The organism is Pseudomonas sp. NyZ480 (assembly GCF_029537255.1).
Lineage (GTDB): Bacteria > Pseudomonadota > Gammaproteobacteria > Pseudomonadales > Pseudomonadaceae > Aquipseudomonas > Aquipseudomonas taiwanensis.
Window position 1 is genome coordinate 532,593 of the sequence record NZ_CP120626.1, and the last position, 17,048, is coordinate 549,640.

Here is a 17,048-nt window from a genome sequence, read left to right on the forward strand (position 1 = left end):
CGCATCAGCCCAATCAGCCAATGGTCATCAAGCTGGCGTTACCGCCCGCCGCTGCGGTGTTCACACTTACCGCGCGCTCGATCACCAATCGCTCCAGCGCAATCTGATGGTCGCCGCTGGACAGCCCGTGAACGCCGACGATCGCACCGGTACGCTTGGCCACCTGTTGGCAAATGCCGCGCAGCTGGTCCGAGTCGCCATGATGGAGGACTGCATCGAAGGCCACTTCGTCCTTGTTCCAGTCAGCCACCAGCTTGACCTTGGCCTGCAGCTCTTTCGGCAGGCGGGCGCGCAGGCTCTTGGCCGGTTCGCCATCCTGGAACACCGCCGAGCTGCCGACCGCCAGCACTGCAGCCAACTGAGCCAGCAGGTCCGCTTCGTTGTCCGCCAGGCACAGCACGTGCTCGCGTGGCAGGATGGTATAGCTGTTGCGCTCGCCAGTCGGTCCTGGCAGGACGCGGGAGATACCGCTTTGCGACTGCGCGGCGAACTGCTCGCAGAGGGCGGCCAGATCGCTCAGCTGGTTGCTGTCTGCCCAGGCCTTGAGGCTGTGCAGCGGCTTGGTCATCTGTTCGTGCAAGGTGCGGTCCGGCTTGCCTTCGCCATCCTGATGCTGGAAGTGACGGGCAATGGCATCGCCCGGACGGGTCGACAGCAGGCGATACAGGTACAGCGGGCCGCCCGCTTTCGGGCCGGTGCCGGACAGGCCTTCGCCACCGAATGGCTGTACACCCACCACCGCGCCGACGATGTTGCGGTTGACGTACATGTTGCCAGCGTTAGCGGTCTCGACCACCTTGGCGATGGTCTCGTCGATACGGGTATGCACGCCGAGGGTCAGGCCATAGCCGGAAGCATTGATCTGCTCGATCAGCTGGTCGAGGTTGCGGCGGTTGTAGCGCACGACGTGCAGCACAGGACCAAAGATCTCGCGCTTGAGCTCGTCGAAGCTCTCCAGTTCGATCAGGGTCGGCATGACGAAGGTGCCGCGCTTGCATTCCTCGGCGTTGGCGATGGCGACCTGGTAGACCGAGCGACCTTTCTCGCGCATACCCTGGATGTGCTTCTCGATGCCAGCCTTGGCCTCGGCGTCGATCACCGGGCCGATGTCCACGGCCAAGCGGTCCGGGTTGCCCAGGCGGCTTTCGGCCATGGCGCCCTTGAGCATCTCGATCACGCGGTCGGCGGAGTCTTCCTGCAGGCACAGGACCCGCAGGGCCGAGCAACGCTGGCCAGCACTGTCGAAGGCCGAGGACACCACGTCGATCACCACCTGTTCGGTCAGGGCCGAAGAGTCGACGATCATTGCGTTCTGGCCACCGGTTTCGGCGATCAGCGGAATTGGGCGGCCCTGGTTGTCCAGGCGACCGGCGACGTTGCGTTGCAGCAGGCGAGCAACTTCGGTGGAGCCGGTGAACATGACACCCTTGACGCGCTCGTCACCGACCAGGCCGGCGCCGACGGTTTCACCGCGGCCTGGCAGCAGTTGCAGCACGCCTTCCGGAATGCCGGCTTCCAGCAGCAGACGCACGGCCTGGGCTGCGATCAGCGGGGTTTGCTCGGCCGGCTTGGCCAGCACCGGGTTACCGGCAGCCAGCGCTGCGGCCACCTGGCCGGTGAAGATCGCCAGCGGGAAGTTCCACGGGCTGATGCACACCACCGGGCCCAGTGGGCGGTGGGCGTCGTTGCTGAAGTCGTTGCGTGCCTGTACTGCGTAGTAGCGCAGGAAGTCCACCGCCTCGCGCACTTCGGCGATGGCGTTGGCGAAGGTCTTGCCGGCTTCGCGGATGAGCAGGCCCATCAGCGGCTGGATCTCGGCTTCCATCAGGTCGGCGGTGCGTTCGAGGATCGCCGCGCGTTCGGCCGGTGGAGTGGCCTGCCAGATCGGCCCGGCATTGAGCGCGCACTGGATGGCGTTGTCTACGTCGGCAACCGTGGCTTCCTGAACGTGACCGACCACGTCACGATGGTCGGCTGGGTTCAGTACCGGCGCGGCAGTGCTTTCGCTGGCGGCGCAGGCCAGCAGCGGGGCGGCTTTCCAGTCGTTGTGAGCGGTGGCCAGCATGGCGCAGGACAGCGACGCCAGGCGATGTTCGTTGGCCATGTCGATACCGGCGGAGTTGGCTCGCTCGGTGCCATACAGATCACGCGGCAGCGGGATGCGCGGGTGTGGCAGGCCGATGCTGCCTTCCTGAGTGGCCATGCGCTCGATGCTGGCGACTGGGTCGGCGACCAGTTCCTGGATCGAGATCGAGTGGTCGGCAATGCGGTTGACGAACGAGGTGTTGGCGCCGTTTTCCAGCAGACGACGTACCAGGTAGGCCAGCAGCGTTTCGTGCGTACCGACCGGTGCATAGACGCGGCACGGGCGGTTGAGCTTGCCTTCGGAGATCTTGCCGACAACCTGCTCGTACAGCGGCTCGCCCATGCCGTGCAGGCACTGGAACTCATACTGGCCCGGATAGTAGTTCTGGCCGGCGATGTGGTAGATGGCCGACAGGGTGTGGGCGTTGTGGGTGGCGAACTGCGGGTAGATGGCTTCTGGCACCGACAGCAGCTTGCGGGCACAGGCGATGTAGGAAACGTCGGTGTACACCTTGCGGGTATAGACCGGGTAGCCTTCCAGGCCTTCCACTTGGGCGCGCTTGATCTCGCTGTCCCAGTAGGCGCCTTTCACCAGTCGGATCATCAGGCGGTGACGGCTGCGCTTGGCCAGGTCGATGACGTAGTCGATCACGTACGGGCAGCGCTTCTGATAGGCCTGGATAACGAAACCGATACCGTTCCAGCCTGCCAGCGACGGCTCGAAGCACAGGCGCTCGAGCAGGTCGAGGGACAGTTCGAGGCGGTCGGCTTCTTCGGCGTCGATGTTCAGGCCGATGTCGTACTGCTTGGCCAGCAGGGTCAGTGACAGCAGGCGCGGGTACAGCTCTTCCATCACGCGCTCGTACTGGGCGCGGCTGTAGCGTGGGTGCAGGGCCGACAGCTTGATGGAGATGCCCGGGCCTTCATAGATGCCGCGGCCATGGGAGGCCTTGCCGATCGAGTGAATGGCTTGTTCGTAGGACGCCAGGTATTTCTGCGCATCGTGTTCGGTCAGTGCGGCTTCGCCGAGCATGTCGTAGGAATAGCGGAAACCTTTGGACTCGAAACGGCTGGCGTTGGCCAGGGCTTCGGCGATGGTTTCACCGGTGACGAATTGCTCACCCATCAGGCGCATGGCCATGTCGACGCCCTTGCGGATCATCGGTTCGCCGCTCTTGCCGATGATGCGGGTGAGCGAGGAGGTCAGGCCGGATTCGTTGTGGGTGCTGACCAGCTTGCCGGTCAGCAGCAGGCCCCAGGTGGCGGCATTGACGAACAGCGACGGGCTGTTGCCCAGGTGCGGCTGCCAGTTGCCAGTACTGATCTTGTCGCGGATCAGGGCGTCGCGAGTGCCTTTGTCAGGGATGCGCAGCAGGGCTTCGGCCAGGCACATCAGGGCTACGCCCTCCTGGGACGACAGCGAAAACTCCTGCAGCAGGCCCTGGACGATACCGGCACGGCCTCCAGCGCTCTTCTGGTTACGCAATTTTTCAGCGATGCCGGCGGCCATCTTGTTGGTGGCTTCGGCTTGCGCTGCGCTCAGGCGAGCCTGCTCCAGCAGCATCGGAATGACTTCCTGCTCCGGACGGCGATAGGCGGCAGTGATGGCCGAGCGCAGTACCGATTGCGGCAGGATGCTCTCGGCGAACTCGAGGAAGCACTGGTGGACGTGGTCGGGCTGGACTTCGCCAGCTTCGTCCGCCAGGTTGCTGGCATGACCGTTGAGTTCGGTCAGGGTGGCGCCACCCTCTAGCTTCTCCAGATAGTTGAAGATCGCTTGCTTGATCAACCAATGCGGCGTGCGGTCGATGGACTGCGCAGCTGCTTTGAGTCGCTCACGGGTCGGGTCGTCGAGTTTGACCCCAAGGGTGGTCGTCGCCATTTCTTATCCTCGTTATTGCCACGGCTGTGGCCTAAGCTGTGCCAAGAGTATCCGTAGGTGTTTCCGGGTGCAACCAGGTGCAACCCGAATTTTTTCGGGAAAAGGTGCAACTCGTCCGGTCGGGTGCTTGGCATCCGAAAATGAGGCGTTCCTGGTGCATTTTCTTCTGAAAAACGGGGTTTTTGCTCCAAAAGGGAGCAAGAAATCGGCTTTCTCTGAAAACGCTCGGGCAGGTGCAACTTGCAAGTGAAAAATGGTTGCACCCACTTTGCGTTGTTGCATAGGATTCGCCGCCTGGGTGCAACCGTCTCGCTACGGTTGCGCATGAGATAAAAACAAACGCCAGGGCACACGCATGGGCAATCCACTAACGATCACCTTCGTGATCTACATCGCGGCAATGGTGCTGATCGGCTTCGCCGCCTATCGCTCCACCAAGAACCTTTCCGACTACATCCTTGGCGGTCGTAGCCTGGGCAGCGTGGTTACCGCGCTTTCCGCCGGCGCTTCCGACATGAGCGGCTGGCTGCTGATGGGCCTGCCGGGCGCCATCTACTTCGCAGGTCTTTCCGAAGCCTGGATCGCCATTGGCCTGACCATCGGTGCCTACCTCAACTGGCTGTTCGTCGCCGGTCGTCTGCGTGTGCAGACCGAGTACAACGGCGATGCGCTGACCCTGCCGGACTATTTCTCGAGCCGGTTCGAGGACAACAGCGGTCTGCTGCGAGTCATCTCGGCCATCGTGATCCTGGTGTTCTTCACCATCTATTGCGCCTCCGGCATCGTTGCGGGCGCCCGTCTGTTCGAAAGCACCTTCGGCATGTCCTACGAGACTGCACTGTGGGCCGGTGCTGCCGCGACCATCGCCTACACCTTCGTCGGCGGCTTCCTGGCAGTGAGCTGGACCGACACCGTGCAGGCTTCGCTGATGATCTTCGCGCTGATCCTCACCCCGATCATCGTGCTGATCTCCACTGGCGGCTTCGATACCACCTTCCTGGCCATCGAGGCGCAGAACCCGGCGAACTTCGACATGTTCCGCGGTGCGACCTTCATCGGTGTCATCTCGCTGATGGGTTGGGGCCTGGGCTACTTCGGCCAGCCGCACATCCTGGCACGCTTCATGGCAGCCGATTCGGTCAAGTCCATCGCCAACGCCCGTCGCATTTCGATGACCTGGATGATCCTGTGCCTGGCCGGTACCTGCGCCGTCGGCTTCTTCGGCATCGCCTACTTCTCGGCTCACCCTGAGCTGGCAGGCCCGGTCACCGAAAACCACGAACGCGTATTCATCGAGCTGGCCAAGATCCTGTTCAACCCTTGGATCGCCGGTGTGCTGCTGTCGGCCATTTTGGCGGCGGTGATGAGCACCCTGAGCTGCCAGCTGCTGGTGTGCTCCAGTGCGCTGACCGAAGACTTCTACAAATCGTTCCTGCGCAAGAATGCGTCCCAGAAGGAACTGGTCTGGGTCGGTCGCCTGATGGTGCTGGCCGTTGCCCTGATCGCCATCGCCATGGCGTCCAATCCGGAAAACCGCGTGCTGGGCCTGGTGGCATACGCCTGGGCAGGCTTCGGCGCCGCGTTCGGTCCGGTCGTTCTGATCTCGGTGCTGTGGAAAGGCATGACCCGTAACGGCGCGCTGGCTGGCATCGTGGTCGGTGCACTCACTGTGATCCTGTGGAAGAACTATGTAGGTCTGGGTCTGTACGAAATCATTCCAGGCTTCCTGTTCGCCACCCTCGCCATCCTGTTGGTGAGCAAGCTGGGCAGCCCGTCGAAGAGCATGGTCACTTGCTTCGAGAAGGCTGATGCCGCGTATCACGCTGGCAAGTAATGCCTGCTGACTCGGTGTAGTCCTGCGCCGCCAAGCCGGCTCCTGCGTCCCCTGCAGGAGTCGGCCTGCCGGCGAAGGCTGGCCACCGATCGGCTGCCGGGCCTGACTCCGCCCGCAAGGCAAGGTAAACTTGCCGCCCCCGCAGGAGTTGCCATGAACTATCGTCACGCCTTCCACGCCGGCAACCACGCCGACGTCCTCAAGCACATCGTGCTGACTCGCCTCATCGCCCTGATGTCGCGCAAGGAACAGCCGTTCGCCTATATCGACACCCACGCCGGCCTTGGGCTGTATGACCTGCAAGGCGACCAGGCTACCCGCACCGGCGAGTATCTCGAAGGCGTCGCCCGGCTGTGGAATCGCGATGACCTGCCGGCAGCGACCGCCGATTACCTGCGCATCATCAAACGCCTGAATGCCGATGGCGAGCTGCGTTACTACCCCGGTTCGCCTGAGCTGGCCCGGCGCCTGATGCGCCAGCAGGACCGTGCGCTGCTCAACGAGAAGCACCCTGAAGACGGTCCGCTGCTCAAGGAAAACATGAAGAAAGACCCGCGTGTGGTCGTGCACTTGGGTGAGGGTTGGCATGTGCCGCGGGCATTGCTGCCGGTACAGGAAAAGCGCGCGATCATGCTGATCGATCCGCCATTCGAGCAGGCTGACGAGCTCAAGCGTTGTACCGTGGCGATGAAAGAGGCCATCGGCCGCATGCGCCAGACCGTCGCGGCCATCTGGTACCCGATCAAGGACCAGCGCTCGCTGACCCGCTTCTATCAGGACCTGACCAGCACCGGCGCGCCGAAGCTGCTGCGGGTCGAGCTGTACGTGCATCACCAGGACAGCCCGCAGGGGCTCAACGGCTCCGGCCTGGCCATCGCCAACCCGCCATGGGGCCTGGAGGAAGAGCTCAAGGAGCTGCTGCCATGGCTGGCCAAGGAGCTGGCCCAAACCGCGGGCAGCTATCGTATGGACTGGCTGATCGCTGAATAACCGATCGGCATGTTTCACTGTGGGGGCGGCCTTGTGTCGCGAAAGGCTTGCACGACACCCCCGCCAATCCCGCAGTGAGCTCGGCGCGCGTCGGCGGCCCTTTCGCGACACAAGGCCGCCCCTACAACGACCGTGCAGGCCATGCTGTTTGCGTTATAATCCCGCCTTTTAGCCGCCACCCGCCTATGAGGCCGCTGGCGCATCTCTACCGAATGAAGAGGCTAGTCCCTTGGCATTGACGATTCTTGGCCTGTCCGGCGCCCTTAGCCATGACCCTTCCGCGGCCCTGTACATCGACGGCAAACTGATTGCCGCCGCCGAAGAAGAGCGCTTCGTGCGTGACAAGCATGCGAAGAACCGCATGCCCTACGAGTCGGCGAAGTTCTGCCTGGAGCAGGCTGGCATCAAACCGTCCGATGTGGACGTGGTGGCCATTCCGTTCGCCCCGATCAGCCTGTTCGGCAAGGCCCGCTGGCACTATGCCAAGCGCTATTGGTACGCCCCGGACCGCGCGCTCGACGCCATCCTGATGGGCAACCGTCGCTACAAGCGCTACCGCAAGAAGATCGTCTGGTGCCTGGAACAACTCGGCTTCGACCCGAAAAAGGTCAAGATCGAACCCGTCGAACACCACCTGGCGCACGCTTCCAGTGCCTACCACTGCTCGGGCTTCAAGGAAAAAACCGCGATCCTCGGCATTGACGGCAAGGGCGAGTACGCCACCACCTTCTTTGGCTACGGCGAAAACGGCAAGATCCACAAGATCAAGGAGTTCTTCGATCCGGACTCGCTGGGCGGCCTGTATGGCGCGATCACCGAGTTCCTCGGTTTCGAAATGCTCGACGGCGAGTTCAAGGTCATGGGCATGGCGCCGTACGGCGATGCCAGCAAGTACGACTTCTCCCGCCTGGCCAGCTTCGAGAATGGCGAACTGGTGATCAACACCGAGTACGCCAACGTCATCGGCCTGCGCCGCTATAAAGAGAAGGGCAAAGGCTTCTACTTCTCGCCGAAGCTCATCGAGTGGCTGGGGCCGAAGCGTGAAGGCGATATCGCCGACGAGCCGTACATTCACTACGCGGCCAGCATGCAGGCGCTGTTCGAGAAAATCGCCCTGCAGATGATCGACTACTACCTGGGCGACACCCTCAAGCAGACCGGCAAGCTCGCTTTCGCCGGCGGCTGCGCGCTGAACGTCAAGCTCAACCAGAAAATCATCGCTCGCCCCGACGTCAAGGAGCTGTTCGTCCAGCCGGCTTCCGGCGACGCCGGTACCGCCGTGGGTGCCGCAGCCTATGTTTCCCATGCCCGGGGCGTGCCGGTCGAGAAGATGGAACACGTCTACCTCGGCCCGTCCTACTCCAACGAGGACGTGATCGCCGCCTGTGCCCGTCACTCGAGCGCGCCGAAGTGGCGCAAGATCGACGACATGCCGCAGCGCATCGCCAAGATCATGGTCGACGGCAACCCGGTGGCCTGGTTCCAGGGCCGGATGGAGTTCGGTCCGCGTGCCCTGGGCGGCCGTTCCATCATCGGCTGCCCAAGCGTGCCGGGCGTGGCCGACCGCATCAACGAGCAGATCAAGTTCCGCGAACGCTGGAGACCTTTCTGCCCGTCGATGCTCGACACCGTGGCACCGCAGATGATCAAGGTCGATCACCCTGCGCCGTTCATGACCTTCACCTTCGAAGTGGCCGAAGAGTGGAAGACCCGTGTGCCGGAAGTGGTCCACGAGGACGGCACCTCCCGTGCCCAGGTGCTCAAGCGCGAGTACAACCCGCGTTACTACGACATGATGAAGGCCCTGGAAGACCTGACTGGCAACGGTGTGTCGCTGAACACCTCGTTGAACCGTCGTGGCGAACCCATGATCTGCTCGCCGACCGATGCCTTGAACATGTTCTTCGGCTCGGACCTGCAGTACCTGATCATGGAAGACATCCTGGTCGTCAAGGACGGTGCGGCCCCGTATGACCAGCCGCTCTGACCTGCGCGTCCTGCAGTTCTGCCATGGCTATGACGGGCCGTTCCTCGACTGTGCCCGTCAGTACGCCAGCCTGTTCCAGGGCACCGGCTACAAAGTCACCACGGTGTTCCTCACCGGCGCCGCCGACCCGCAGGTTGCCGCTGGCTGTGCGTCGGACGAGGTGCTGTTCCTGGAGTTCAGCTCCAAGGCCGTGCGTGGCCTGAAGCTCGGGGCTATCCGCGCATTGCGCCGGATTGCCGCCGAGCGCGAATTCAGTTTCTGCATCGCCCACCGCTTCAAGCCGATCTATATTGCGTTGCTGGGCACAGGGTTGCCGGTGATCGGCGTGCACCATGCCTTCGGTGACTATGAGCGCAAAGGTCGTCGGCTATTCGCCAACCTGTTCAGCAAGCGCTTGAGCCTGCTCGGTGTGTCCGATGCCGTGCGTGACGACATGCGCCGTTGCTTGCCACAGTGGCCGGCTGAGCGTATCCAGACGCTCTACAACCGAATCGACATCCAAGCCTTGCAGGCCTCGCTCGTGCCCCGAGCCCAAGCCCGCGAGGCCTTGGGCCTGGATGCGCAGGCCTGGGTCGTCGGCAACGTTGGCCGGCTGCATCCAGACAAGGACCAGGCGACCTTGCTGCGAGGCTTTGCCCAGGCACTGCCAGGGCTGCCCGCCGGATCGCGGCTGGCCATACTGGGGCAAGGGCGTCTGGAGGGTAAGCTCAAGGCGCTGGCCGGCGAGTTGGGTATCGCCGGCCAGGTGGATTTCCTGGGCCAGGTGCCGAACGCTCGCTGTTATTTCAAGGCGTTCGATGTTTTTGCCCTGAGCTCTGACCACGAGCCTTTCGGCATGGTCCTGCTCGAAGCCATGGTTGCCGGGGTGCCGGTGCTGGCCACGGCCTGCGGCGGTGCCCGCGAAGTGGTCGAGGGCGTGGGCGTGCTGTTCACGCTGGGCGATGCTGCGCAGCTGGCGCAGGGCCTGCAGCACATGGCGCAGCTGGATGCGCAGCAACGCCAGGCCTGCGCCGGACACATGCTTGAGCGCCTGCACGAGCGTTTCTCCGACGCGGCCGTGCGTGAGGCCTTCTGGCAGTTGCCGCAGGTGCGTGCGATGGTGGCGCAGGCGTGATGCTCAATCATATTCAAGCGTTTCGCGAGCGTGGCTGGCAGGCCATCGACGCTGCAACCTATGCCGAAGTCTGGGGGCGGTACGGGGGAAGCGTCGCGACGCATCCGCTGGTGGTCGAGCAGTTGGCCCAATTGGCGCGAATTCCCGTGCGTTACCTGGGCTGGCAGCAGGGCGGCGAGCTCAAGGCCGCGATTCCCACCTGGGGGCGACACCTGGCGCTGTCCAAGGACGTGCTCAAACGTGCCGGCAAGAAAGGCCTTTTCGACCTGGGCAATGCCGAGATCATCCTGCCTGCCGCCGCGCAGGCAGGAGCCCCGTTGCGTCATGCCGGGCGTTATTTGTCCGAGCTCAACCAGGGGCGGTTCATCGGCCTCAAGGCGCAACCAGAGCAACTGGCTATGGCGCGGGCACACGAAGACCTGTCGAAGAAATTTCGCTACAACCAGCGCCGCGAGCTGCGCCTGTTGGAAGAGGCGGGCGGTGTGGTACGCCCGATCGGCGACTTCAGCGCCAGCGACATCGCCGCCATGTACTGCGACCTGTTCCAGCGGCGCTGGGGCTTCCCGGCCACCGGTGCGGCGCACATGGCCGAGGTGCTGGAGCGTCTTCGCGAGCTGCTGATCGGCTCGGTGCTGATGCTGGATGGCAATGCTATTGCGATCCAGTTGGTGTATCGGGTCGAGGCGCCGGAGTGGGTCAGCGTCGAGTACATCAACGGCGGCGTCGATCCCGAAACCAAGGCCTTCAGCCCCGGTAGTGTGTTGAGCTTCCTCAATACCCAGGCGGCCTGGGACGACGCACAGGCGCGCAACAAGCCACTGCGTTTCTCGTTCGGGCGCGCCGACCGCGAGTACAAGGACCGCTGGTGCAACCCCGTGCCGGTGTTCCAGGTATGAGCCGCAAGCAGCAGTTGCTCAAGCGTCACCGGCGCAACAAACGCCTTGGCCTGCTGGCCAGCCTCGGGCTCTTGCTGGCCTTGGGCTGGCTGACCTGGTGGTGGCTGGCGCTGCTGCTGTTGCCTGTCCTGTGGGCGGCCCATGAGGCTTGGTTCGCCGACCACCTGTTCTATACCCCGGGGGAAGACTACGTCTATCGCTTCGGTGACCAGACCCGCGAGGCAAAGGCCAGCCTGCAAGGTGGCACGCTGCGCACCGACGCCGCACTGAATGGCGATGAAACCTTGGTGCTGCAAGTGCGCGTCAAGAGCCGCTGGCTCGGGCGCTTCCTCGACCCGCGTGTCGAACTGTTCAGCGACGGAGGGCAGGACAGCCAGGCATTCGAGCGTGGCGTCGATGGCGTGCGTTTTCTCAACCTTACCGGCCTTGCTGCCCCGCTACAGGCAGGGAAATTGCGGTTGCGCGGACGTTGCTGCCGGCTGCAGGGCGAGCCACGGCTGTGGATAACCCCCAGCGTCGAGCTGCAGCGTCGCCGGGTGATGGTCATCGCTCCCCACGCCGATGACGCCGAGCTGGCGGCCTATGGACTCTACAGCCAGGCTGACGAAACCTGGGTGGTGACGCTGACTGCAGGCGAGATCGAAGCCGAGCATTACCAGCGGATGGGAATGAGCGGTGCCGAGGCGGCGCGGTTGAAGGGTCGCCTGCGCGCCTGGGACAGCATTGCCGTACCGCGTTGGGCCGGCGTTCCGGAGTCTCGCTGCGTCCAGCTGGGTTATTTCTGCCTGCAATTGCCCGCCATGCAGGCCGCGCCCGATCAGCCAGCTGTTTCCCGTGAAGCCGAGATGGTCGATATTCGCCCGTTTCGCCAGTTCAACCCGTTCCCGTTGCCGGCCGACAGCGATGGCCGGCCGACCTGGAACAACCTGCTGGCCGACCTGCGTGCCCTGTTGGAGCTGGCCAGGCCCGAGGTGCTGGTGATGCCGCATCCGCAACTCGACCCTCATCCAGACCATATCTGTGCCCAGGCTGCTGTGCTGGAGGCCTTGCAGGGCCTGGCGTGGCAACCGCAGACCCTGCTGTGCTACGCCAACCATCTGCACGACAACGACCGCTGGCCGATGGGGGACAGTGGCGATGGCGTAGCCTTGCCGCCGCAGCTGAGCGCCGACCAAGCCTGGGCGCCTTGCAGCCTGGTGCTGGACGTGGCAACTCAGCGCGACAAGGCGATGGCCCTGGGCATGATGCACGACCTGCAACCGCCCGCGCCGTTCAAGCGACGTGTGCGTCGGCTGCTGCAGCGCTGGCTGGCCGGGCGCCGTCCATCGCCCTACGGGGAGAACGAATTCTTCCGTAAGGCCGTGCGCCGGCATGAACTGTTCTGGCGGCGTGAGCTGTAACACGCCTCCGGTTGACCGAGTTGGCGCCGAGCGCCCAAGGAATGCAATGAAAGTCCTATTTCTGGTGCAGAAGGAACAACGGGCGATTCTCGACCGCCTGTACGATGGCGTCGCGGCCAACTGCGAGTGCGACCTGCGCTGGCTGAGCAGCGAGGACCAACGCAACCTGCGCCGTTACTTCAAGCGTGAAGTGGATGTCGAGCGCTACGACCGGATTCTGTTCTTCCTGCGTTTCAAGCAGGAGATCCGCCAGGTGGCATTCATCCGCAGCGTACCGAACCTGGTCATCCTCGAACACGATGCCTACCAGAACTACATCCCCTGCAAGTACACCGGCAAGTTCAGCGCGCACTACCGCAAGCTGCCGTGGGCGCGGGTGATCAGTTCGGGCTACATGGTCAGCGAACGCCTGCGCCAGGAGGGTTTCGACGCGGTGTTCGTGCCCAAGGGCTATGATGAGCAACTGCTGGCCGACCAGGGGCGCGAGCGCGATATCGAACTCGCGTTCGTCGGCAGCACCAAAAGCGTGGCCTACAGTGGCCGCAAGGCCCTGCTGGACGAACTGGGACGGGTCGAAAACCTGGTGGTGACCCGCACCAAGTCGGGTGAGGACTACTGCAACACGCTCAATCGCATCCGCTTCTTCGTCAGCGCCGATGTCGGCATGGGCGAGTACATGATCAAGAATTTCGAGGCCATGGCCTGCGGCTGCGTGCTGCTGGCCTATGATCAGGGCGAGGCGGAGAACCGCGCCCTGGGACTTGAGGACATGCACAACGTAGTCCTTTACGACAGCATTCCAATGCTGCAGGAAAAACTTCGTATACTGCGTGCAGACCCTTCGCTGGCTCAGCGGATTGCAGAAAATGGACGACGTTTGTCCGTATCCCGTTTCAGCTTCGCGGAAGTAGGTCGTAGCATCGTCGAACACATGCGCCCTGCACTGAGGCCTCATCCCCCGCTGACGTTCTTGCAGCGGCTTCGTCTCAAGCTCGGCATCTGACCAGCAGGCGTTTCGCTCGCCAGGGACGGTGAGCAGCGGTTGAAAGCATTGCGGAGGGAATCCGGTGCGCTTTTCCGTTGATAGTGACATCACGCTCGTCGTGACCAGTTGTGGACGGTTCGATCTGCTCAGGCAGACCCTGGACAGTTTCGACCGTTGCAACACAGCACCCATTCGCGAGGTCTTCATCACCGAGGACTCAGGCGACGACGCCGTGCACGCCTGCGTGCCCGAGCACTGGAAGCCCCACTGCCAGGTGTTCGTCAATCGGCCCAAGCTCGGTCAGTTGGCCTCGATCGACCTGGCCTACCGTCACGTCAAGACACCCTACATCTTCCACTGCGAGGATGACTGGAAGTTCTACCGGCAAGGTTTCGTCGAGGACTCCCATGCCATTCTGGAGGCCAGTCCGAGCCTTTTGCAGGTCTGGCTTCGCAGTTACGCGCACGATCTGGCGATTCACAGCCCCTACATTCACCTGGGTGAGCGCCAGGTGATTGCCGGCGTGCCCTGTTATCCGTTGCTTTCCGACAAGGCCGACTGGCAGGCGTTTTCCCTCAATCCCGGCCTGCGACGGCTGAGCGATTATCAGCGGCTTGCACCATTTGCCGCCTATGCTGGGGAGAAGGCGCTTTCCCGACGTTACGCCGAGTTGAACCTGGCCGCCGTGACTCTTGAGGGCGATGCGGTCTTGCACACCGGCTTCGGCATGCATGTGACCTTGCCCGGAGAAGACCGGCGCAAGGCCAGGCGGCGCAAGCGTGATCGGGTGAAGCTGGCATTGACGCTGCTGATAGGCGCGCTGCTTGGTATGGGAATTACCCTGTTCGTTCACTGAGATCGCAGTCCCACCTGGTTCGAGCGGGAGGGGAGCGTTATGCCATGAACATCGTCAACATGATGTGGTCGGGTGGTTCGCGGTACATCTCCATCCACAAGGTGCATTGTCAGGTGCTTGCCTGCATTGGCACCGATGCGCGCATCAGCAACTGGTTGTTGCTGGGCAGCGGCGTGTGCCATGCACTCGGACCGACCCAGGAGTGGCATCTGCCACCGAGGGCCCTGAAGGGCCGCCACCTCTGGCGCCTGCTGCGCCCGTGGCTGCGCAGGCGCCTGCGCAAGGCGCTGGTCGAGGCCCGGGCCGAAGTGCTGCTGCTCGACGGCGTGGGTGTTGCCCGTCTGGTCCTGCCGCTATTGCGACAGGTGCCAGAACTACGGGCCAATGTGTTGTTCCATGGCGGAACCCGGCTAAGCGCCGCCGACATTCGCCTGCTGCGTGAACAGCCCTCCGACCGCCTGAATCTTGCGGCGGTTTCGCAAACCCTTGCCCAATCCCTGTCGCACGACCTGGGCAAGCCGGTCAGGACGCTGCGTATCGCGCTCGACCCGAAGGCTGTTGCCGAGTCGTCGCTCAACGCGGCGCAAGCCCGACATACCCTGAAGCTGCTGCCGCCGCCAAACCTGGTCTTTGGGGCCGTGGGCCGCCTGGTGGAGGGGAAGGGGTTCGAGATGCTGATCGAGGCCTTCGCCAAGGCCGCCTCCCGGCAAGCGCACCTACACTTGGCGATCCTCGGCGATGGGCCGCTGCACGCCACCCTGCAGGCGCGAATCGAGGCGTTGGGCTTGGCCGAGCGCATACACTTGCGCGGTCATCGAGAGGACGTGCAGCAGCTGTACCGCGCATTCGACTGGGTGTTGATCCCTTCGCGCTCGGAAGGTTTGGGGCTGGTGGTGCAGGAAGCGGTGCTGGCCGGTGTGCCTGTGATTTGCAGCGACCTGCCGGTATTTCGCGAGCAGTTGCAGGACGCCGGCTGCTATTTACCTGTGGGCGACGCTTGCGAGTGGGCGGTGGCGATAGAGCGCTGCATCACGCTCGACCCTGCCTCCATGGCTGCTCGGCAGCGCCAGGTGCTGGCGCCGGAACAGGCATGGCAGATGTTTCAGGAAAGCTCGGCGAGCCTTCTGCGTGGCTGACCCTCAGCGGGCCAGCAGACTGGCTTCGAATTCGGCGAGCGGGAAGCGATCGCCCAGTTTCTCTCGTTCGATATAGCGCACCATGTGCTGGACGTTGCGTCGGATCATCCGCGCCGACAGCGGTGGGCGCAGGAAGCGCATGTCCGCCACGTCGATCAGCCCCAGGCGCTGGTCGGGGGTAACGACCACGTTGCCCAGGTGCAGCGAGCGGAAGTAGATGCCAGAGCGGTGCAAGTGGCGAATCAGCGTGATCAGTTCTGGCAGGTAGGTGTCCCAGCTGAAGCCTTCGTCGCGCGACATCTGCAACAATGTCCGGCCTGGCAGCGGGCGGTACAGCACCGCCGTCCTGCCCGGCAGGTCGAGCTTGTGCTGACTGATGACCTCCAGTGTCGGGATACCCAACTGCGCCAGGCGTGCGGCGTTGTCGACGAAGCGCTGGGAGTAGGGGCGCAGCAGCGCAGATGAAATCAGACGCTTGCGGCGGAAAACCTTGAGGAAATTGCCATCCTTGAGCAGATAGACTTTGGCTCCATGGCTGTCTGCCTCGAGCACCTGGGCGCCGAGTGTCAGCTGATCGAATTCGACCTGGGTGAGCCGGGAGCTATGCATGAGTAGGGCCTTGCCGTCTGGCGAACAAAATGACCGGCAATAATGCCGAAAATAACGCGTGAGCACCATGTCGGTGTCGGTGATTCACAGGGAGCGCAGATGTTGCATCAGAAAAGCTGGGCGCAGGTCTGGTTGGGTTTCGGTCTGGTCTGGTTCATGGCGGCAATCGCACTGGCACCCAGCAACAAGGTCTACCAGCAGGGTTTGATCCTGTTCCTTTGGTTGCCGACCCTGATCATGGCATGGCCTGCCCGACAGGTGCTGGCCGAGGCCTTTCGGCGTCAGCCCGTATTGTGGTGCAGCGTGCTGTTGCTGCTGGCCTGGAGCGCCATCAGCCTGGCCTGGTCAGCGAACCCTCAAGTGCTGCGGGAAAGCAAGCGCCTGCTGTATATCCTGGTGTTCCTGCTGGCGTTCCCCTTGCTGGCGCAGGCTGGCGAGCCCAGGCTGCGGCGCTTGCTGCAGGCCGGTGGGCTGTTGCTGGCGGTCGCGGCGCTGGTTTCGATGATCAACTTCTACGGGGTGCATGGGCTCGCGCTGCGGTCCAGGCTGCAAGGCATCGGCGAGATTTCGCACCCCATCCTGGGTGCCTATGTCATTGGCGCTGGATTGCTGGTGTTGTTGTACGAGGTTCCGCTTCATCGTGGCCTGCAGTTGGCCTGGCTGCTGGCTTTGCTACTGCTGGGGGTATTCGTCGCGTTCAGTCAGAGCCGTGGGGCGATCCTGTCGCTGGTCTTTACCGTGGTGGTTGCGCCGCTGTGGTTCCGTGACCGGTACAGCCGCCTGGTGGCGGCTTTGGCACTGCTGGCCAGTGGCATGGCGTTGTTCTTCATGTACGACCTGCTCACCCTGCGCGGTGCGTCCTATCGGCCCGAGATTTTCCAGGTGGCGTTGCAGATGATCGCCCAGCATCCATGGACCGGCGTGGGGCTGGGGGGTGATTACAACGTGTTTGCAGCGGGCAGGCGCTTCGACCACACCCATAACATGTTCACCCATGTGGCCCTTGAACTGGGGGTACCGGGGATGTTGCTGTGGATTGCCGTGTGGCTGTCGGCCCTGCGGGAAATCCTGCGTGCCCGGAGCAGCCTGTTCGGCAAGGTGTTGCTCGGCCTTTGGCTATTCTCCACGCTGGCCATGCAATTCGATGCCGCCAGTCTTACCGCTACGCCCCGTGCAGAGTGGTTCATCAGCTGGCTGCCCGTGGGTTTGGCCATGTTGTTACCCTGGGGAGTGCCGAAAATGACGCCTGTGGTAAAATTCGTCGTTCAACCTCA

11 protein-coding genes and 1 pseudogene are annotated in these 17,048 nt (G+C 63.2%); 10 read left to right on the plus strand and 2 right to left on the minus strand.

Annotated features, from left to right (window positions below; genetic code table 11):
- Window positions 1-13 precede the first annotated feature (13 nt).
- Entirely contained in the window at window positions 14-3,967 is a 3,954-nt protein-coding gene (putA, locus tag P3R38_RS02355; RefSeq protein ID WP_277686793.1) for a trifunctional transcriptional regulator/proline dehydrogenase/L-glutamate gamma-semialdehyde dehydrogenase, read from the minus strand.
- Window positions 3,968-4,322: 355 nt separating this feature from the next.
- On the opposite strand from putA, the gene putP reads away from it, so the two are divergent.
- The 9 genes from putP to P3R38_RS02400 all read left to right on the plus strand — a co-directional run bounded on the left by putP (window position 4,323) and on the right by P3R38_RS02400 (window position 15,165).
- Window positions 4,323-5,801, plus strand: coding sequence for a sodium/proline symporter PutP (gene putP, locus P3R38_RS02360; protein ID WP_023378411.1), 1,479 nt, complete (start codon window positions 4,323-4,325; stop codon window positions 5,799-5,801).
- Window positions 5,802-5,954: 153 nt separating this feature from the next.
- Complete coding sequence (gene rlmJ / locus P3R38_RS02365) at window positions 5,955-6,791, plus strand: 23S rRNA (adenine(2030)-N(6))-methyltransferase RlmJ (protein ID WP_023378412.1); 837 nt, start codon at window positions 5,955-5,957, stop codon at window positions 6,789-6,791.
- Window positions 6,792-7,020: 229 nt separating this feature from the next.
- Window positions 7,021-8,778, plus strand: coding sequence for a carbamoyltransferase (locus P3R38_RS02370; protein WP_277686794.1), 1,758 nt, complete (start codon window positions 7,021-7,023; stop codon window positions 8,776-8,778).
- Complete coding sequence (locus P3R38_RS02375; protein WP_277686795.1) at window positions 8,762-9,892, plus strand: glycosyltransferase; 1,131 nt, start codon at window positions 8,762-8,764, stop codon at window positions 9,890-9,892. The genes P3R38_RS02370 and P3R38_RS02375 overlap by 17 nt, the downstream gene beginning before the upstream one ends.
- Window positions 9,892-10,788: an antimicrobial resistance protein Mig-14 gene (locus P3R38_RS02380; RefSeq protein ID WP_023378415.1), complete on the plus strand. Its 897-nt coding sequence runs from the start codon at window positions 9,892-9,894 to the stop codon at window positions 10,786-10,788. The genes P3R38_RS02375 and P3R38_RS02380 overlap by 1 nt, the downstream gene beginning before the upstream one ends.
- Entirely contained in the window at window positions 10,785-12,188 is a 1,404-nt protein-coding gene (locus P3R38_RS02385) for a PIG-L family deacetylase (RefSeq protein WP_023378416.1), read from the plus strand. The genes P3R38_RS02380 and P3R38_RS02385 overlap by 4 nt, the downstream gene beginning before the upstream one ends.
- 46 nt (window positions 12,189-12,234) lie before the next feature.
- Window positions 12,235-13,191, plus strand: a complete 957-nt coding sequence (locus tag P3R38_RS02390) for a glycosyltransferase (protein ID WP_023378417.1) — start codon at window positions 12,235-12,237, stop codon at window positions 13,189-13,191.
- Window positions 13,192-13,255: 64 nt separating this feature from the next.
- Entirely contained in the window at window positions 13,256-14,029 is a 774-nt protein-coding gene (locus P3R38_RS02395; RefSeq protein ID WP_023378418.1) for a hypothetical protein, read from the plus strand.
- 44 nt (window positions 14,030-14,073) lie between these two features.
- On the plus strand, window positions 14,074-15,165 hold the full coding sequence (locus tag P3R38_RS02400; protein ID WP_023378419.1) for a glycosyltransferase: 1,092 nt from the start codon (window positions 14,074-14,076) through the stop codon (window positions 15,163-15,165).
- Between the two features lie 3 nt (window positions 15,166-15,168).
- Here P3R38_RS02400 and P3R38_RS02405 read toward each other — a convergent pair whose 3' ends face one another.
- The gene (locus tag P3R38_RS02405; protein ID WP_023378420.1) at window positions 15,169-15,774 is read right to left on the minus strand and encodes a toluene tolerance protein; all 606 of its coding nucleotides are present in this window, start codon (window positions 15,772-15,774) and stop codon (window positions 15,169-15,171) included.
- 99 nt (window positions 15,775-15,873) lie between these two features.
- On the opposite strand from P3R38_RS02405, the pseudogene P3R38_RS02410 reads away from it, so the two are divergent.
- A pseudogene (locus P3R38_RS02410) lies at window positions 15,874-17,045 on the plus strand (O-antigen ligase family protein); the annotation flags it as partial.
- Window positions 17,046-17,048 lie beyond the last annotated feature (3 nt).